We start from the raw sequence: 17,477 nt of genomic DNA, 5'->3' as shown, positions 1-17,477 counted from the left end.
AGCGATTGTCTCAGGTCTCAGACCTGGTGCAGGCGGCGGGCGGCCTCGGCGATCGAGCCGCTGATCGACGGGTAGACGGTGAACGTCTGGGCGAGCTGGTCGGCGGTGAGCCGCTCGGTCACGGCGAGCGCGACGGGGTGGATCAGCTCGGAGGCGCGGGGCCCGACGACGACACCGCCGAGCAGGCTGCGCGAGCCGGGGGCGACGAACAGCTTCACGAAGCCGTCGACGATGCCCTGCATCTTGGCGCGCGGGTTCGTGGCGAGCGGCTGCATGACCACCTCGGCGAGCACCTCGCCCGCGTCGACCTGCTTCTGGGTGACGCCGACGGTGGCGATCTCCGGGGACGTGAAGACGTTGGACGCGACCACGCCGAGGTCGAGCGGCTGGACCGCGTCGCCGAGCACGTGGGCCATCGCGATCCGGCCCTGCATGGCGGCGACCGAGGCCAGCATGAACACACCGGTGCAGTCGCCGGCGGCGTACACCCCGGGCGCGGAGGTCCGCGAGACCCGGTCGACCTTGACGAACCCGCCGTCGTCGAGCGTGACGCCGGCCGACTCCAGGCCGATCCCCTCGGTGTTGGGGACCGAGCCGAGGGCGAGGATGCAGTGCGATCCGGTCACCTCGCGACCGTCCTGCAGGGTCACGGTCACCGCGTCGCCGGAGCGGGTCACCGACTGCATCCGGGACCGCCCGAGAACGGTCATGCCGCGCCGGGTCAGCACGTCCTCGAGCACCTGCGCGGCGTCCTGGTCCTCGCCGGGCAGCACGCGGTCACGCGAGGACACGAGGGTGACCGGGATGCCGAGCGACTGGTAGGCGCTGGCGAACTCCGCACCGGTCACACCGGAGCCGACCACGATCACGTGCTCGGGCATCTCGGCGAGGTCGTAGACCTGCTCCCACGTCAGGATCCGCTCGCCGTCGGGCTGCGCGGTCTCCAGCACCCGCGGCGTGGCGCCGGTCGCGACGAGCACCGCGTCGGCGTCGTACGTCGCCTCGGTGCCGTCGGCGAGCGTCGCCACCACCCGCGACGGGCCGTCGAGGCGGCCCCGGCCGTGGACGACGGTGACGCCCTCACGGGCCAGCCGGCTCTCGATGTCGGCGGACTGCGCGAGCGCGAGCGCCTTGACCCGGTCGTTGACCCGGGCCAGGTCGACCCGCGGCGCGGCGACGTCGATGCCGAGCTCGCCGGCTTCGAGGAAGTCGGTCATCACCTCGGCGGTCGCGATCAGGGTCTTGCTCGGCACGCAGTCGGTCAGCACCGCCGACCCGCCGACCCCGTCGGAGTCCACGACGACGACCTCCGCCCCGAGCTGGGCGGCCACCAGGGCCGACTCGTAGCCACCGGGTCCCCCACCGACGATCACGACGCGCGTCATGGCCGCCATTCTTGCAGCGCAGGGCTCGCCCTACGATTCCTGCCATGCGTCCTGCCCTGCGCCTGTCCCGCGCCGCCGCCCCCGTCGCCGCCGTCCTGCTCGCCACCGCGGTCGCCGCGTGCGCCCCGGCGGAGGACGAGCCCGAGCAGAGCGGCAAGAGCGCCTCGGCCGACGAGTGTGCCGTCGCCGACCTCCCGCTGGTGAAGAAGGGCGTGCTGACGATCGGCACCGACTCGCCGGCCTACGAGCCCTGGTTCGTCGACGACGACCCGGCCAACGGCAAGGGCTTCGAGTCCGCCGTGGCCTACGCGCTGGCCGACGAGCTCGGCTTCTCGAAGGACCAGGTCAGCTGGGTGACCGTGCCGTTCAACAACTCGTACAAGCCCGGCAAGAAGGACTTCGACTTCGACATCAACCAGATCTCGGTCAACCCCGAGCGTGAGAAGGCGGTCGACTTCTCCGACGGCTACTACTCCGCCGCGCAGGCCGTGATCGTGCTCAAGGACAGCCCCGCCGCCGAGGCGACCTCGCTTGCCGACCTCGCGAAGTTCAAGATCGGCGCCCAGACCGGCACCACGTCGCTGACCGCCGTGCGCGACGTGATCAAGCCCGAGCAGGAGCCGCTGGTCTTCCAGAACACCAACAACGCCAAGCAGGCGATGCTCAACGGCCAGGTCGACGCGATCGTCGCGGACCTGCCGACCGCGTTCTACATCAGCGCGGCGGAGATCGAGAACAGCGTGCTGCTGGGCCAGTTCCAGTACGACGGCGGCGAGCCCGAAGAGTTCGGCCTGCTCTTCGAGCAGGGCAACGAGCTGCTCCCCTGCGTCAACGGCGCCATCGCGTCGCTGAAGGAGAACGGCACCCTGGCCGACCTGCAGCAGAAGTGGCTGTCCGACGTGGTCAGCGTGCCCGAGCTGCAGTGAGCGGGTCGACCGCGGACTGGCAGCCGAGCGAGCGCGAGCTCGCCCGGCGTCGTACCCGTTCCCGTCAGCGGCGCCACGGCGTCGTGGTCGCCAGCATCGCGACGGTCGTGGTGATCGGCGCGCTCGGTGCGGCGCTGGTGCTGTCGCCGGGGTGGCCGCGGGTGCGCGCGACCTTCCTCGACCTGCACCACGCCAAGGAGTCGCTGCCGTCGATCCTCGACGGGTTCTGGCTCAACGTGCGGATGTTCCTCATCGCCGAGCCGATCATCCTGGTCCTGGGCCTGGCGCTGGCCCTGGCCCGACAGGCGACGTCGGCGTGGCTGGTGCCACTGCGCGGCCTCGCGGTGCTCTACACCGACGTGGTGCGCGGCGTCCCGACGCTGCTGCTCGTCTTCCTCTTCGTCTTCGGCATGCCCGCGCTCGGACTCGCCGGCATCCCCAACAGCATCTTCTTCTGGGCCACGGTCGCGCTGGTCGTGTCCTACTCGGCCTACGTCGCCGAGGTGTTCCGCTCCGGCATCGAGTCGGTGCACCCCTCGCAGCTCGCCAGCGCCGAGGCGCTGGCCCTGTCCCGGGCCCAGACGATGCGGCACGTGGTCGTCCCACAGGCCGTGCGCCGCGTCGTACCCCCGCTGCTCAACGACTTCGTCTCCCTGCAGAAGGACACCGCGCTGGTCGCCTCGGTCGGCCTGTTCGACGCCCTGTTCGCCGCCGCGGACTACGGGAACTTCAACTTCAACTTCACGCCGTACGTCGTCGCGGCCCTCTTCTTCATCGCGATGACCGTGCCCCTGGCCCGACTGTGCGACGTGCTCGCGCGACGACTGGCCCGGCGCGAGCGGGCAGGAGCACTCTGATGACGGCACTGCTGCAGGTCCGCGATGTCCGCAAGACCTACCCGCGCCACGACGAGCCGGGCCGGCGGGTGGTCCTCGACGACCTGTCCCTCACCGTCTCCCCTGGCGACGTGGTCTGCCTGATCGGGTCGTCCGGCTCGGGCAAGTCGACCCTGCTGCGCTGCCTCGACCTGCTCGAGCCGATCGACGACGGCGTGATCGAGTTCCAGGGCCGTGAGATCTCCGACCCGCTGGTCGACCCGCGGGTCGTGCGGCGCGACATCGGCATGGTCTTCCAGGCCTACAACCTGTTCCCGCACCTCAGCGTCCTCGACAACTGCACCCTGGCACCGCGCCGCGTGCACGGCATCCCCGCCGCGGCCGCGAAGGACAAGGCCCGCGAGCTGCTGCACCGCTTCGGACTCAGCGAGCACGTCGACAAGCACCCCGACCGCCTCTCCGGCGGCCAGCAGCAGCGGGTCGCCCTGGTCCGCGCGCTGTGCACGGACCCGGCCCTGCTGCTGCTCGACGAGATCACCGCCGCGCTCGACCCGGAGCTGGTGGGCGAGGTGCTCGACATCGTCCGCAGCCTCGCCGAAGCGGGTACGACGATGGTGCTGGCCACCCACGAGATGAGCTTCGCCCGCGAGGTCGCCTCGCACGTCTGCTTCCTCGACGGCGGCCGGATCGTCGAGGAGGGTCCGCCTGCGCAGGTGCTGGGGGCTCCCGAGCAGGCACGGACCCGGGAGTTCCTGCGCCGGGTGCTGCCCCAGGCCTGATCGGGTCCGGCAACGACACGGCCCCCGCCCCGCAACAGCGGGACAGGGGCCGAGGCGATGCCGGATCAGAGATGGATCATGTGGCCGGCGATCCCGTGGATCGCCTCCTTGACCGCCTCGGACAGCGTCGGGTGGGCGAACACGTTGCGGCCCACCTCGTCGGCGGTCAGGTCCCACTTCTGCGCGAGGGTCAGCGCGGGGAGCAGCTCGGTGACGTCCGGGCCGATCATGTGGGCGCCGAGGATCTCGTTGAACTCCGCGTCGGCGACGATCTTGACGAACCCGACCGCCTCGCCGAGGCCCTGAGCCTTGCCGTTGGCCGAGAACGGGAACGAGGCCGTCTTGACGTCGTACCCCTTCTCCTTCGCCTGCGCCTCGGAGTAGCCGAAGGAGCCGATCTGCGGCTGGCAGTAGGTCGCGCGCGGGATGAAGTCGTACTCGACCGGCATGGTCTCGGCGCCCGCCAGGTGCTCGGCGGCGACGGTGCCCATCGCGTCGGCGACGTGTGCCAGCATCATCTTGGCCGTGACGTCGCCGATCGCGTAGACACCCTCGACGCTGGTGCGGCAGAACTCGTCGACCTGGATCGCGCCACGGTCGGTGAGAGCGACTCCGGTGGCGTCGAGGCCGTAGCCCTCGAGGCGGGGGGCGAAGCCGAAGGCCGCGAGGAACTTGTCGGCCTCGAGCACCTGCTCGTCGCCCCCGGCGGCCGGGGCGATACGGACCTTGACACCGGAACCGGTGTCCTCGACTCCCTTGACGGCGGTGGAGGTGAGCACCTTCACGCCGAGCTTCTTGTAGTGGCGCGCGAGCTCCTTGGAGACGTCGGCGTCCTCGGTCGGGACCATCCGGTCGAGGAACTCGACGATGGTGACGTCGACACCGAAGTTCTTCAGCACGTAGGCGAACTCGACGCCGATCGCACCGGAGCCGCCGATGATGATCGAGGAGGGCAGGTTCTCGTCGAGGATCTGCTCCTCGTACGACACGATGTTCTTGCCGTTGACCTCGACGCCGGGGACGGTGCGGACGGTCGCACCGGTGGCGATGATCAGGTTGTCGCAGGTGTAGTCGGCGGTGGAGCCGTCGTTGAGCGCGACGGAGACCGACTTCGGGCCGGTCAGGGTCCCCCAGCCGTCGATCTCGGTGATCTTGTTCTTCTTCATCAGGAAGTGGACGCCCTTGACGATGCCGGCGCTCACCTGGCGCGAGCGCGCGTGCGTCGGGCCGAAGGCCATGGTCGCGTCACCCTCGATGCCGAACTTGGCCTTCTCCTGGGTCAGCGTGTGGGCCAGCTCGGCGTTCTTGAGCAGCGCCTTGGAGGGGATGCAGCCGACGTTGAGACAGACGCCGCCCCAGTACTTCTTCTCGATCACGGCAACGGACTTGCCGAGCTGAGCGGCGCGGATCGCGGCGACGTAACCACCGGGGCCGGCACCGAGGACGAGGACATCGAAGTGGGTCACGGAGCCAGCGTAGTAGGGGCCCTCCTTGTGTCGGACATCACGCTCAGGGCAGAGTGCTCCTACTCATGAGTACGGCGGCATGGGGCCGCCGTACGCGAAGAGGAAGCTGCTCCCTCCATGTCTCGGATTCTCGGATTCATCACGTCCTGCGCGCTCGCGCTCGCCGGCCTCGCCGCCGTACCGCTACCCCAGGCCCAGGCCACGTCGGCGGGCCTGCTCGACGTCATCGTCGTGCTCGAGCCGGGTGCCGATGCCGACGCCACCGCGAACGCGCTGGTCACCCGCAAGGGCGGCACCGTGACGCACGTCTACGAGCACGCGCTGAACGGCTTCGCCGCCACCCTGACCGACGCCCTCGTCTCGCTGCTGCGCGGCGACAACCGGGTGCTCTCGGTGGAGATGGACCGCACCGTGCGGGCCAGCGACACCCAGAGCCCGGCGCCCAGCTGGGGCCAGGACCGGGTCGACCAGCGCAACCTGCCGCTCGACAACGCCTACTCGTGGACCAGCAGCGGCTCCGGCGTCGACGCGTACGTCGTCGACACGGGCATCCAGCTCGACCACCCGGACCTCGGCGGCCGGGCCGTGTCCGGCACCGACACCGTCGACGGGGACGCCGACGCGAGCGACTGCAACGGCCACGGCACCCACGTCGCCGGCACCATCGGCGGCACCAGCAAGGGGCTCGCGAAGCAGGCCCGCCTGGTCGCCGTACGCGTGCTCGACTGCGGCGGATCCGGCGCGACCTCCGGTGTGATCGCCGGCCTCGACTGGGTCGTCGCCAACCACCAGCCCGGCCGCCCGGCCGTCGCCAACATGAGCCTCGGCGGCGGTGCGTCCACCGCGCTCGACTCCGCGGTCAAGCGGGTCGTCGCCGACGGCGTCACCATGGCCGTCGCGGCGGGCAACGAGAACTCCGACTCCTGCACCAAGTCGCCCGCCCGGGTTCCGGAGGCACTGACCGTCGCCGCCAGCGACCGCGCCGACGCCCGCGCCGGCTTCTCCAACCGCGGCACCTGCGTCGACCTTTTCGCGCCCGGCGTCGACATCACCTCGGACTGGCTCGCCAGCGGCACCAACACGATCAGCGGTACGTCGATGGCGACCCCGCACGTGACGGGCGCTGCCGCGCTGTACCTGTCCGCGCACCCCACGGCCACGCCTGCCCAGGTCGCCACCGGGGTGCTCGGCGCGACCACCAAGAACAAGATCACCGGCACCCAGAAGACCTGCGTGCTGTTGATCATCTGCTCGCCCGCCACCCCCAACAACCACCTGCTCTACACCGGCGCCTGACGGGTCGGCGGCGTACGACGGACTAGCCTGACCCCCGTGACGTCGTACGCCGCCTACGGCACCAACCTCGACCCCCAGCGGATGGGCGAGCGGTGCCCCCACTCGCCGCTGCAGACCACCGGCTGGCTCACCGGGTGGCGGCTGACCTTCGGCGGCGAGGAGCACGGCTGGGACGGCGCGCTGGCGACCATCGCGCCCGACCCGATGAGCGCGGTCTTCGTCGCCGTCTACGACGTCAGCCCGCTCGACGAGCCGAGCCTGGACCAATGGGAGTCGGCCGACTCGGGGCTGTACCGCAAGACCAAGGTGCGGATCTCGACCATGGCCGGCGAGGTCGTGGCGTGGACCTACGTGCTCGACGCCTACGAGGGCGGGCTGCCCTCGGCGTCGTACCTCGGGGTGCTGGCGGACGCGGCCGAGGCCGCCGACGCACCCGCCGACTACGTCACCGGCCTGCGGGGCCGGGCCTGCCGGTCGACGGGGTTGTGACGGGGCCCGTCCCGTACCCGGCTCTCAGCCGTCCATCAGGGTGAGCAGGACCGCGAGGAGTGCCCCGCTGGCGATATCCGTCGATTCGTAGTCGGTCGATGTCGCCTTGAGCTCGGATCCCATCCGGTCGACGGTCGGCACCAGCTTGTCCAGGTCGCTGAGCGCCGACGCCAGCACGGTGTCGACCGTCACCCGCCGAGGTCCGCGCCGATCTCACGCAAGCGGTTCGGCCGGCCTGACACCAGGCGCCGGAAGAGCACCTCCGGGTCCGTCATCTCGCCCTCGTTCCTCGCACGACCGTGCCGAGCCGTCGTTCCCTGGCTGGCGCCGACCAAACTCCACGGGACATGGCTCCGTGGTGATGGGGTATGCAGGGGCCATGCACCGGCGCCGGACGACCGTGGCGCTGCTCCTCGCGGCAGCGGGCCTCACCTCGTGCACGTCGGACCCCGAGACGCCGAGTCCGAACGGCGGCTCAGGCGTGCTGGCCGGGCTCGACGGGGTCCGGGACACCTGGTCCGGACTGCAGGAGGTCGAGGACGGCGTCCGCGGCCTCGTGGTCGAGGCCGACCTCGACGAGGACATCACCCCTCAGCAGCTGACCGCCGTCCTCGATGCCCTGGCGCAGGCCGAGCCCGACCTCTACACCCTGTCCCTGGCGTGGGGTGAGCTGCCGAAGAGCGTCCCCGACGACCTCGGCGACCGCGACCTGGTCGACGGCGCCTACAGCGCGTTGGATCCGCCCACATCCGACCGCGCCGAGCAGTTCCTGGCATCGGCACGGACGTACGACGGCTCCGTGACGCTCTCCTCGGGCGGGACCGAGGTGGTCCTCGACGACGGCGGCCCCGACGACCTCACCACCGCCCTCGAGGCGACGATCGCGGACCCGGTCCTGCGGCGGACACCCCACCTCGGCATCCGGACCGGGGAGCACCAGCCGGGCGACGCCTCGGCGGTGCGCAGCGACGAGCCGATGACGCCGGTGACGCTCGACCGCTGGCGCCGGCTGCGGACGACGCTGGCTTCGGCGCCGGCCGACTCCGCTCCGTGGATCCGCCTGCGGGAGGGGCGCGACCACGACGACGAGCCCCCCGTCCGCGTGAGCGTCGGCCTCGTCCTGCCCGGTGTCACCCAGCCCGGGACCGTGACTCCCGAGACGTGGGGCGATCGGCTCTGGCCGATGATCCGTCCCCAGCTCGACGTCGTCGGGAAGCTCCCACCGGGCTCGGCCTACGAGCTCGGCAACGAGGTGCCGCAACCGGGCGGCACCGGACTGCCGGACCTGGACCGCCTGGTCTCGGTGGCGGTGGGAGCCGACGCCGACGCGGGGGGCCCGCCGACCGCCTGGGACGCCGCCGCGACGACATACCTCGGAGGCGTGACCTCTCCATAACCTGACCCGTTGTCAGGTTATGCGGACGTCCTCCCGTGCTCTCCGTCACCTGTCCCTCGCCGTCACCGCCGTCGGTGTCGCCACCCTCTCGCTGGCCTTCCCCGACGCCGCGCCGGCCGAGCCCGGGCGGTCGGCGGCGGTCGCCGCCCTCCCGGCCGCTCCGACCTCGCTCCCGCAGCGGGCGCCCGGCCTGCGCGACGTGATGTGGGTCGGCAACAACTGGGCCGGAACGGCGAGCGTCGTCGACGCGCACGACTTCACGGTGCTCAAGCGCGGCGTGGACCTGGTCCCCGACAAGGCGCAGGAGCTTGCCGACATCCGCACCAACCCGGTGGACCTGGCGTACTTCCTGCTCATCCGGTACGGCCCCGGCGAGGGCCACGACCAGTTCGTCGACGACATGTTCACCACGCTCGACGGGCGCTACCTCGCGGTGTCGCGGCCCAGCTTCGCCGACGTCGTGTGGATCGACATCGCCAAGGCCACCGCCGGCGAGCCGGACTCGATCGTGCGTGAGCAGTCGATGGACGGCAACCGCAGCGACCACATGGCGCTCTCGCGCGACGGGCGGCGGCTGCTGGTCTCGGACTCGACCAAGCGCCAGGTGATCGAGTACTCGATGGTCGACGAGACGCTCACCGACGGCACCGTCGTGAGGATGGGCGACCGGATGCGGACCTTCCCGTCCGGGGAGACCCCGCACGAGAGCAACTACACCCGGGACGGGCAGCGGATCTTCCATGCCTCGATCGGCCTGGTCTACACGCCCGGGGACATCCCGCTGCTCGACGCCCTCAAGGGCGATCGGTGGTTCCAGGTCGTGCGCAACTCCGACTTCTCGGTCCTCCAGCGCTGGGGCATCGGCCGCGAGCTCGCGGAGGCCGGGTACCCGAACATGAGCAGCGCCGTACGCCCGATGGCTGTCTCCCCCGACGAGCGCTACGTCTACTTCCAGGTGTCCTTCTTCCACGGCTTCGTCGAGTTCGACACCCAGGCGCCCGACCTCAACGGCAAGGTCGACTACACGCTCGGCGGCGTCCCCGAGCCACGAGCCGGCGCGGTCACCCGATTGATCCCGCTGCCCAACCGGGTGCCGAACATGCTGCGCGAGCAGTACGTCAACGACTCGGCCCACCACGGCCTGTCGATCAACGCGGACGGCGACACGCTCTGCGTCGCCGGCACCATGGACGACTACGCCGCGCTGGTCGACCGGACGTCGGGCAGGTACACGATCTTCGACGAGACGACCACCGGCCACACCTACCTCAAGCCGTACTGGACCACCGAGGGCCTCGACGACACCTGCTGGATCTCGCTGTCGGGCAGCGACGCCGTCGCGGTCATCGACACGAACACCGGACAGGAGCTCGCCTACCGGGAGGTCGGCGACCACCCGCAGCGGGTGCGTCACGGGTACGTCCCGGAAGGTCTCGTCGCGACCTGGTGATGAGTAGGCTCGCGCCGTGACCGAGTCCACACCGTACGCCCTGGCCGAAGAGGCCGCCGCCCGTCTCGCCGAGCTCACGGGCGTGGCCCGTCACGACGTCGCGCTCGTGCTCGGCTCCGGCTGGCTGCCGGCCGCCGAGGCGCTCGACCCGACCGGAGAGAACACCACCGAGATCTCCGTGACGGACCTGCCGGGCTTCGGCGCCTCCGCGGTCGCCGGCCACTCGGGCAAGATCCGCTCGATCCGGCTCCCCGGCGCCGATGGCGACCGCCACCTGCTCGCCTTCCTCAGTCGCACCCACTACTACGAGGGCAAGGGCGTCGCCGCCGTCGTCCACGGCGTGCGTACGGCGGCCGCCGCCGGCTGCCGCGCGATCGTGCTCACCAACGGGTGCGGCGGGCTCAAGGAGACCTGGACGCCCGGCACCCCGGTGCTGATCAGCGACCACATCAACCTGACCGGGCAGTCGCCGATCGTCGGCGCCAACTTCGTCGACCTCACCGACCTCTACTCCACGCGGCTGCGCGAGCTGTGCCGCTCGGTCGAGCCGAGCCTCGACGAGGGCGTCTACGTCCAGTTCACCGGGCCCCACTACGAGACGCCGGCCGAGGTGCGGATGGCCGGGATCCTCGGCGGCCACCTGGTCGGCATGAGCACCACGCTCGAGGCGATCGCCGCCCGCGAGGCCGGCATGGAGATCCTCGGCATCAGCCTGGTCACCAACCTGGCCGCCGGACTCAGCGGCGAGCCGCTCGACCACGCCGAGGTGCTCGAGGCCGGCCGCAACGCAGCCACCCGGATGGGCGCGCTGCTCGGCGACATCGTCCCGCGCATCTGAGGTCCGCGGCCGTGGAGCCGTACGCCGAGGTCGAGGAGTCCTACCGCGCCTTCGCCGCCGAGGCGACGGACTCACCTACCTTCGCTGCGTGGGCGGCCGCGGTCGCCGACGATCCGGAGGTCGTCGCCTGGATCCGGACCCTGCCCGCGGTGAAGCAGCAGCCCAACCTGGTGTTCGCCGCCGCCCGGCACCACGGCGTGCCCGCGCCGGGGCCCTACGCCGGCCTGCGGGCCGCGCTGCTCGACGACACCGGTCCGCTCCGCGCCACCATCCTGGCCCGGGCGACGCAGACCAACGAGGTCGGCCGGCTGGCGACGCTGGTGCCCGCGTTCGGCTCCTTCGCCGGACCGCTGGCGCTGCTCGAGGTGGGCGCGTCCGCGGGGCTGTGCCTGTACCCGGACCGCTGGGGCTACGCCTGGTCGACGGACGACGGTCCGGTGCTGCTGGGTGACGAACCGCGACTGCCCTGCCGGGTGAAGGGAGCCGCTCCCCTGCCGGCCGTGCCGCCCGAGATCGCCTGGCGCGGCGGCATCGACCTCCACCCGCTCGACGTCACCGACCGCGACGACATGGCCTGGCTGGAGACCCTGGTCTGGCCCGAGCAGGACGAGCGGCGGGCGCGGCTGGAGCGGGCGATCCAGGTCGCCCGGACCGACCCGCCGAGGGTGGTCGCGGGTGACCTGGTCGAGGAGCTGCCGGCGATGGTGGAGCGCGCGTCGGCGTACGGGACCGTCGTGGTGTTCCACAGCGCCGTCATCGTCTACCTGCCGCCGCCGCGCCGACTCGAGTTCGACGCGCTGATGCGCGACCTCGTCGGCTCCGGCGCGTGCCACTGGGTGAGCAACGAGGGCAAGCAGGTGCTGCCCTCCGTGACCGCCACCGGCCCGCCGATCCCGGACGGGCACCCCACGTTCGTGCTCGGGATCGACGGGCGGATGGTCGCGCAGACACACGGTCACGGGCGAGCGCTGCGCTGGACGGCGTGACCCTGTGGATGACCGGCCCGGTTCGTCGTAGGTCTCCTGCACGCTGGTCGGCATGGAGACAAGGAGGCACCATGGGAGCCATGACCATCGTCCGGCCGCCGACCACGAAGCTCGGCGACGTGATCGTGCGCGAGGGGCCGATCACGGTCGCGGAGCGCGACGCGATCCCCGACAACGGCTACCGGCATGAGCTGCTCGACGGGGTCCTGCTGATGTCCCCGTCCCCGCGCCCGCGACACCAGGTCATCGTCGGTGAGCTGTTCGTCCTGCTCCGAGCAGCGGCGCCTCGAGACCTGAAGGTGTTCGGCGCACCGATCGACGTGCGCCTGGGTGACCGGTCGGTGCTCGAGCCCGACGTGCTGGTGACCCGGCGCTCCGACCTCACCGAGTCCGGCATCCACGTGCCGCCTCTCCTCGCGGTCGAGGTGCACTCCCCGTCGACGAAGGCCTACGACCTCGGCCCCAAGATGGAGATCCTCGCGGCTGCGGGCTGCCCGAGCTACTGGACCATCGACCCGAAGGAGCCCGAGCTGACCGTGTGGTCGCTGCGCGACGGCAGATACGCCGAGACGGCCCGCGTGGCCGCCCAGGAGACCTGGACGGCCAGCGAGCCGTTCGCGGTGACGATCACACCGGTCGACCTGCTCGACCTCTGATCAGCTCGCGCGGTTCATCCGCCGGACGCCGACCCACAGCCCGAACGCGGCGACGACCAGCGACGCGGCGAACCCGGCGAGGACGGTGTCTGCGGGGAACGACCCGGCGAACAGGGCTCGCTCCGCGTCGACGATGTAGCTGAGCGGGTTGAGGTCGGAGGCGGTGCGCAGCCAAGCGGGGGCGCCGTCGAGCGGGAGCAGGACGCCGGCAAGCAGCAGGAGCGGGAAGATCACGGTCTGCTGGACAGTCCAGAACACCCAGGCCTGCTCCTTCGCGGCGACCGCGAGGGCGAGGCTGAGGGCGCCGAGCCCCACGCTGAACGGGACCAGGACGAGCACGCCGACGACGACACCGCCGAGGTGCAGGTCGAAGCTGAACGGCGTCACGACCGCGACGATGATCAGCGTCTGCAGCAGGAGCGGGACCATCTCGCGCAGCGCCTTGCCGATGAGCAGCGACGAGCGGCGCACGGGCGAGACGAGGAGCCGCTCGAAGGAGCCGCTGATGATCTCCTCCGAGAGGTTGGCGCCGGTGAAGGAGGCGCTCATCAGGGCCGTCATCGACACGATGCCCGGGACGAACCACTGCAGCGCAGACCCGGTGGGGGTGTCGGGCAGCAGCGGCGCGAACAGGCCGAGGAAGACCAGCGGCTGCACCATCGCGAACAGCACCGACGCCGGCTGGCGCAGCACCGGCTGCAGCTCGCGGACCAGCACGTTGACGATGTCGGCGAGGATCCCGACCGAGCGCGACTCGACGCGGGTACGACGGACGGCCGGTGCCGGCGCGACCGTGGGGGCGTGGTCGATGCTCATGCTGCTGCTCCTTCGGTGGAGGTGGAGGTGGTCTGGGAGGTCTCGCGCAGGCTGCGCCCGGTGAGGTCGAGGAAGACGTCGTCGAGGGTCGGGCCGACCACCTCGATCCGGGCGACCGGGGTGCCGGCGGCGGCGAGGTCGGCGACCAGGCCGGGAGCGGCGTCGCGGCCGAAGGCGGCGCGGACCGCGACGTGGCTGCCGGTGACGGTGACCTGGGCGCCGTCGATCCGGTCGGCGCGGGTGGCCGCGGCACGGGCGTCGTCGGCGGTGGCGAAGTCCATGGCGACCAGGTCGCCGAGGGCGGACTTGAGGGCGGCGGCGCGGTCGTCGGCGATGACCTGGCCGTGGTCGATGACGATCACGCGACCGGCGAGGGCGTCGGCCTCCTCGAGGTAGTGCGTGGTGAGCACGATCGTGGTGCCGAGCTCGGTGTTGAGCCGGCGGACCTGCTTCTGCAGGTTGACCCGGTTCTGCGGGTCGAGGCCGGTCGACGGCTCGTCGAGGAACAGGATCGGCGGCTCCTGGACCAGGCCGATCGCGACGTCGAGGCGACGCCGCTGGCCGCCGGAGAGCTGGGCGACCGGGCGGTCGGCGTGCTCGGTGAGGTCGAACGCCTCGAGCAGCTCCTCGGTCCGGATCCGCGCGTCGCGCCGCGACAGGCCGTGCGCGCGGGCCTGGCACATGATCTCGTCGCGGCCGCGGTACTGGTGGCCGGCGGCATTGCCCTGGCCGACGTACCCGATCGATCGGCGTACGGCGGCGCGGTCGCGGACCACGTCGTGCCCCGCGACCGTGGCGGTCCCCGAGGTCGGCGCGATCAGCGTCGTGAGCATCCGCAGGGTGGTGGACTTGCCGGCGCCGTTGGGGCCGAGGAAGGCGACCAGCTCGCCGGCCGCCACCTCCAGGTCGAGCCCGCGGACGGCCTCGATCGTCTGCTTGTTGCGCGTGAAGTGGCGGGTGAGTCCGGCGGTGCGGATCACCGGCCCGCTGGCCTGGTGGGTCGTGTTCTTCTCCATGACCACCACGCTAGGGAGCATTCCTGTCAGGTTCTGTCCTGATTACTGACTATCTTGGAAACATGTCCACCTCAGCCCGGATGCTGCGCCTCCTCTCCCTGCTGCAGACCCACCGGTTCTGGTCCGGCGGCGACCTCGCCGAGCGCCTCGAGGTCAGCGACCGGACCCTGCGCCGCGACGTCGAGCGGCTGCGCGACCTGGGGTACGACGTCGACGCGGTCCGCGGGGCGGCCGGCGGCTACCAGCTGCGTGCCGGCGGGGCGATGGCCCCGCTGCTGCTCGACGACGACGAGGCGGTCGCCGTCGCGGTCGGGCTGCGGGCTGCGGCCAACGGCGGCGTCCCGGGGTTCGAGGACACCACCCTGCAGGCATTGACCAAGGTGATCGCGCTGATGCCGCCGCGGCTGCGCCGCCGGATGGGCGCGCTGCAGACCCAGACCGAGGGCCTGCCGTGGTCGGGCGGCCCGCCGCTCGACCCGACGGTGCTGACGACGCTGGCCCAGGCCTGCCGCGACGACGAGGTGGTCACCTTCGCCTACACCGCGTACGACGGCACGAGCACCACCCGCCGCGTCGAGCCTCACCGGCTGGTCAACCTCGGCCGCCGCTGGTACCTGGTCGCCCACGACCGCGAGCGACAGGACTGGCGCTCGTTCCGCGTCGACCGGCTGGCCGATGTACCGGCGACGACCGGACAGCGGTTCCGCCCTCGCGAGATCCCCGGCGGCGACGCGGCGCAGTACGTCAGCCGCGGCCTGCGCAACCGGCCGCAGCGCCACCACGTGCGGATCGTCGTCCAGGCGCCGGCCGCCGAGGTCGACGCGGTGATGGGGCGCTGGGGCGAGGTCGAGCCGCTGGGCGCGGCCACCTGCCGGATGACGATGAACACCGACACCCTGGACTGGCCGGTGCTCGTGCTGGCCAACCTCGACCACGACTTCGAGGTCGAGGAGCCGGCCGAGCTCAACGCACTGATCACGCGGCTGGCAGCACGGGTCCACTAGTCTTCCGGGCGTGCCTCGCATCCTCGGAGAGTCGCTGAGCGACCACCGCGAGCTGGTCCAGCGCCGCGTGTTCGACGCCTTTGCGGAGCTGATGGGCGAGGGCAGCTTCGACGCCGTCACGATGGCGGCGATCGCCGAGCGCGCGGGGATCGGGCGGACCTCGATCTACCACCACTTCCACGACAAGGAAGCCGTGCTGGTCGCCTTCGCGACCCACGAGACCGACGCCTACACGACCGACCTGCGGTCCGCGCTCGACGCCGACGCGGAGCCGGCCGACCAGCTGCGGACCTACGTCCGCCACCACCTCGCCGCGGGCGAGAAGTTCCACATGGGCCTGGGCCCGTCGCTGTACGGCGTCCTGTCCCCGGCCGCCCGGCTCGAGATACGCGAGCACGTCGTCGCGGTCGAGGACGTGCTGCGCGCCATCCTGGAGCGCGGCCGGGCCGACGGCACCTTCAGGTACGACGACGCCGACGCCACACTCTCCCTGGTCCACGCGTGCCTCAGCCCCCGGCACCTGCCGTCCGCCGCGATCGAGTCGTTCGTGCTGCGGGCGGTGGGGGTCGAGGCTTGAGTACCTGGTCATTCGCCGCCCGCGGGCTGCGGTCCACGCGGGGTCGAAAACCCCTAGAAACAAGGAGAAACTCCTCGCAGACCATAGGATTCGAACATATGTGCGAGTAGAATGGGTGCATGATCTCGGACCTCTCGGATGCCACACCGGAGCAGCTGCTCCACGCGGCCGAAGAGCGCGTCCGGATGGCCCGCCAGGTCGAGATCGACAAGCTTGAGCTGCTGCTCGCCTGGGCCGACCTCCACTCCGGTGACCCGCAGACCGAGCCCGACGCGGTCCCGGTCCGGTACGGCGGGCCGCGGCTCATCACCCTGGGCGGGGACGGCACCCCGGAGGTCGCCGACCTCGCACTGGTCGAGATGGCGATCGCCCGGCACGAGCACGTGCTCTCGACCCGCGGCGCCCTGGCCGACGCGTTCGACCTGCGCCACCGCCTCCCCGCCGTGTGGGCCGGGGTCCGCGAAGGACGTTGCGAGGTGTGGGTGGTGCGGCGGGTCGCACGGATGTCCCGCACCCTCGACCGCCACCAGATCCACATCGTCGACACCGCCGTCGCCGCCGCGTTGGACCAGGCACCATCCCGGATCCTCGCCATCGCCGAAGCCAAGGTGATCGAGGCCGACCCCGTTGCTCACCAGGGCCGGATCGAGAAGAACCAGAACCAAAAGGGTGTCTGGTACCCCAAGCCGCGTCCCGGCTCCCAGGTCGACGAGAGCGACAGCGCCGACAACGCCGACAACACGGCTGGTGTGGGGACGGTGTTCGCCAGGCTCGACGAAGCCGACGCCCTCGCCCACCAGCACACGGTCGACGACCTCGCCGCTGCCCTCGCTGAGCACGCCGAGGTCCCTGAGGGTGCGGAGCCGCTGGGCATGGATCACTGGCGGGCCGAGGCGTTCGCGATGCTCGCCGACCCCGCTGCCGTCCTCGCCTTCCTGAACGGCATCAACGACACCTCGGAGGTCGAGGAGGTTGCGCAGCAACCGTCACGAGACCCCCGCAACCCGACCGCCGAGCTCATCGTCCACATCTCCCTCACCGACACCGGCGCCCTCGGTCCCCTCGCCCGCGTCGAGGGCCTCGGACCTCGGCTCCTCACCCAGGTGAGCGACCTCCTGGGTCGCCACGCGACCATCAGAGTGCAGCCCGTGATCGACCTGCACACCGGACGCTCGGTCAACGGCTACGAGCACCCCACCGACATCAAACAGCGCACCCAGCTCCGCACGGTCGGCGACGTGTTCCCCCACGCCACCAGCCTCTTCACAAGCAACGGCCGCCCACCGGACCACGACCACACCGTCGCCTACGACAAGCACGGACCACCCGGCCAGACAGGCGACCACAACGACACCCCACTCACCCGGCACCACCACCGAGCCAAGACCCACCTCGGCTACACGGTGATGCAGCTCGGCCCCGACAGGTGGATCTGGGGCACACCCCACGGCCTCTACCGCCTCGTCACCGGCGGCGGCACCCGACCCATCACTCGAGCCGAGTACCAGGTGCACGCCCACCAGGCCGTCACGCTCGCCGGCGACCTCGCCGCCTGACAGTA

The 17,477-nt window shown here is 71.4% G+C and carries 18 protein-coding genes; 13 read left to right on the top strand and 5 right to left on the bottom strand.

Features of this window, described 5'->3' with window-relative positions; all coding sequences use genetic code 11:
• Positions 1-17: 17 nt before the first annotated feature.
• Entirely contained in the window at positions 18-1,385 is a 1,368-nt protein-coding gene (locus tag QI633_RS06440; RefSeq protein ID WP_141799897.1) for an NAD(P)H-quinone dehydrogenase, read from the bottom strand.
• Between the two features lie 44 nt (positions 1,386-1,429).
• Between QI633_RS06440 and QI633_RS06435 the strand changes: the two genes are divergently transcribed.
• The 3 genes from QI633_RS06435 to QI633_RS06425 are packed head-to-tail and all read left to right on the top strand — an operon-like array spanning position 1,430 to position 3,926.
• Positions 1,430-2,311: an ABC transporter substrate-binding protein gene (locus QI633_RS06435; RefSeq protein WP_282428466.1), complete on the top strand. Its 882-nt coding sequence runs from the start codon at positions 1,430-1,432 to the stop codon at positions 2,309-2,311.
• Positions 2,308-3,168 carry an amino acid ABC transporter permease gene (locus tag QI633_RS06430; RefSeq protein ID WP_282428465.1) on the top strand — a complete coding sequence of 287 codons (861 nt, stop codon included), beginning with the start codon at positions 2,308-2,310 and terminating at the stop codon, positions 3,166-3,168. The genes QI633_RS06435 and QI633_RS06430 overlap by 4 nt, the downstream gene beginning before the upstream one ends.
• Entirely contained in the window at positions 3,168-3,926 is a 759-nt protein-coding gene (locus QI633_RS06425; RefSeq protein WP_174245234.1) for an amino acid ABC transporter ATP-binding protein, read from the top strand. The genes QI633_RS06430 and QI633_RS06425 overlap by 1 nt, the downstream gene beginning before the upstream one ends.
• Before the next feature lie 65 nt (positions 3,927-3,991).
• On the opposite strand, the gene lpdA is transcribed toward QI633_RS06425, so the two are convergent.
• A complete protein-coding gene (lpdA, locus tag QI633_RS06420; protein ID WP_282428464.1) occupies positions 3,992-5,392 on the bottom strand; it encodes a dihydrolipoyl dehydrogenase in 1,401 nt (466 codons plus the stop codon).
• 117 nt (positions 5,393-5,509) lie between these two features.
• Here lpdA and QI633_RS06415 point away from each other — a divergent pair, with 117 nt between their 5' ends.
• Together QI633_RS06415 and QI633_RS06410 are read left to right on the top strand one after the other, a co-directional pair.
• Complete coding sequence (locus QI633_RS06415; protein WP_282428463.1) at positions 5,510-6,688, top strand: S8 family peptidase; 1,179 nt, start codon at positions 5,510-5,512, stop codon at positions 6,686-6,688.
• 36 nt (positions 6,689-6,724) lie between these two features.
• Positions 6,725-7,177 carry a gamma-glutamylcyclotransferase gene (locus tag QI633_RS06410; protein ID WP_141799902.1) on the top strand — a complete coding sequence of 151 codons (453 nt, stop codon included), beginning with the start codon at positions 6,725-6,727 and terminating at the stop codon, positions 7,175-7,177.
• A gap of 24 nt (positions 7,178-7,201) precedes the next feature.
• On the opposite strand, the gene QI633_RS06405 is transcribed toward QI633_RS06410, so the two are convergent.
• The gene (locus QI633_RS06405; protein ID WP_282428462.1) at positions 7,202-7,369 is read right to left on the bottom strand and encodes a hypothetical protein; all 168 of its coding nucleotides are present in this window, start codon (positions 7,367-7,369) and stop codon (positions 7,202-7,204) included.
• Between the two features lie 187 nt (positions 7,370-7,556).
• On the opposite strand from QI633_RS06405, the gene QI633_RS06400 reads away from it, so the two are divergent.
• The 5 genes from QI633_RS06400 to QI633_RS06380 all read left to right on the top strand — a co-directional run bounded on the left by QI633_RS06400 (position 7,557) and on the right by QI633_RS06380 (position 12,503).
• Positions 7,557-8,573 carry a hypothetical protein gene (locus tag QI633_RS06400; RefSeq protein ID WP_282428461.1) on the top strand — a complete coding sequence of 339 codons (1,017 nt, stop codon included), beginning with the start codon at positions 7,557-7,559 and terminating at the stop codon, positions 8,571-8,573.
• A 19-nt stretch (positions 8,574-8,592) separates the two neighbouring features.
• A complete protein-coding gene (locus QI633_RS06395) occupies positions 8,593-10,023 on the top strand; it encodes a serine/threonine protein kinase (RefSeq protein ID WP_282428460.1) in 1,431 nt (476 codons plus the stop codon).
• 16 nt (positions 10,024-10,039) lie between these two features.
• On the top strand, positions 10,040-10,861 hold the full coding sequence (locus tag QI633_RS06390; RefSeq protein WP_141799903.1) for a purine-nucleoside phosphorylase: 822 nt from the start codon (positions 10,040-10,042) through the stop codon (positions 10,859-10,861).
• 11 nt (positions 10,862-10,872) lie between these two features.
• On the top strand, positions 10,873-11,847 hold the full coding sequence (locus QI633_RS06385; protein ID WP_282428459.1) for a DUF2332 domain-containing protein: 975 nt from the start codon (positions 10,873-10,875) through the stop codon (positions 11,845-11,847).
• 80 nt (positions 11,848-11,927) lie between these two features.
• Positions 11,928-12,503 carry a Uma2 family endonuclease gene (locus QI633_RS06380; RefSeq protein ID WP_141799905.1) on the top strand — a complete coding sequence of 192 codons (576 nt, stop codon included), beginning with the start codon at positions 11,928-11,930 and terminating at the stop codon, positions 12,501-12,503.
• Here the strand turns inward: QI633_RS06380 and QI633_RS06375 are convergent, their stop codons facing one another.
• Together QI633_RS06375 and QI633_RS06370 are read right to left on the bottom strand one after the other, a co-directional pair.
• The gene (locus QI633_RS06375) at positions 12,504-13,319 is read right to left on the bottom strand and encodes an ABC transporter permease (protein ID WP_282428458.1); all 816 of its coding nucleotides are present in this window, start codon (positions 13,317-13,319) and stop codon (positions 12,504-12,506) included.
• Positions 13,316-14,335, bottom strand: a complete 1,020-nt coding sequence (locus QI633_RS06370) for an ATP-binding cassette domain-containing protein (RefSeq protein WP_282428457.1) — start codon at positions 14,333-14,335, stop codon at positions 13,316-13,318. The genes QI633_RS06375 and QI633_RS06370 overlap by 4 nt, the downstream gene beginning before the upstream one ends.
• A gap of 62 nt (positions 14,336-14,397) precedes the next feature.
• On the opposite strand from QI633_RS06370, the gene QI633_RS06365 reads away from it, so the two are divergent.
• From QI633_RS06365 to QI633_RS06355, 3 genes are all read left to right on the top strand, one after another.
• On the top strand, positions 14,398-15,339 hold the full coding sequence (locus QI633_RS06365; protein WP_222117895.1) for a YafY family protein: 942 nt from the start codon (positions 14,398-14,400) through the stop codon (positions 15,337-15,339).
• A gap of 10 nt (positions 15,340-15,349) precedes the next feature.
• A complete protein-coding gene (locus tag QI633_RS06360; RefSeq protein WP_282428456.1) occupies positions 15,350-15,916 on the top strand; it encodes a TetR/AcrR family transcriptional regulator in 567 nt (188 codons plus the stop codon).
• A 119-nt stretch (positions 15,917-16,035) separates the two neighbouring features.
• Complete coding sequence (locus tag QI633_RS06355) at positions 16,036-17,472, top strand: hypothetical protein (protein WP_282428455.1); 1,437 nt, start codon at positions 16,036-16,038, stop codon at positions 17,470-17,472.
• The last annotated feature ends 5 nt before the right edge of the window (positions 17,473-17,477 follow it).

It is taken from the genome of Nocardioides sp. QY071 (genome assembly GCF_029961765.1).
Lineage (GTDB): Bacteria > Actinomycetota > Actinomycetes > Propionibacteriales > Nocardioidaceae > Nocardioides.
This window is presented reverse-complemented; position numbering and strand designations above follow the sequence as displayed.

Coding starts and splice junctions, on each gene's coding strand:
- QI633_RS06440 (WP_141799897.1), bottom strand. CDS start 1,385: ATGACGCGCGTCGTGATCGTCGGTGGGGGACCCGGTGGCTACGAGTCG.
- QI633_RS06435 (WP_282428466.1), top strand. CDS start 1,430: ATGCGTCCTGCCCTGCGCCTGTCCCGCGCCGCCGCCCCCGTCGCCGCC.
- QI633_RS06425 (WP_174245234.1), top strand. CDS start 3,168: ATGACGGCACTGCTGCAGGTCCGCGATGTCCGCAAGACCTACCCGCGC.
- QI633_RS06415 (WP_282428463.1), top strand. CDS start 5,510: ATGTCTCGGATTCTCGGATTCATCACGTCCTGCGCGCTCGCGCTCGCC.
- QI633_RS06400 (WP_282428461.1), top strand. CDS start 7,557: ATGCACCGGCGCCGGACGACCGTGGCGCTGCTCCTCGCGGCAGCGGGC.
- QI633_RS06395 (WP_282428460.1), top strand. CDS start 8,593: ATGCGGACGTCCTCCCGTGCTCTCCGTCACCTGTCCCTCGCCGTCACC.
- QI633_RS06380 (WP_141799905.1), top strand. CDS start 11,928: ATGACCATCGTCCGGCCGCCGACCACGAAGCTCGGCGACGTGATCGTG.
- QI633_RS06375 (WP_282428458.1), bottom strand. CDS start 13,319: ATGAGCATCGACCACGCCCCCACGGTCGCGCCGGCACCGGCCGTCCGT.
- QI633_RS06370 (WP_282428457.1), bottom strand. CDS start 14,335: ATGGAGAAGAACACGACCCACCAGGCCAGCGGGCCGGTGATCCGCACC.
- QI633_RS06365 (WP_222117895.1), top strand. CDS start 14,398: ATGTCCACCTCAGCCCGGATGCTGCGCCTCCTCTCCCTGCTGCAGACC.
- QI633_RS06355 (WP_282428455.1), top strand. CDS start 16,036: ATGATCTCGGACCTCTCGGATGCCACACCGGAGCAGCTGCTCCACGCG.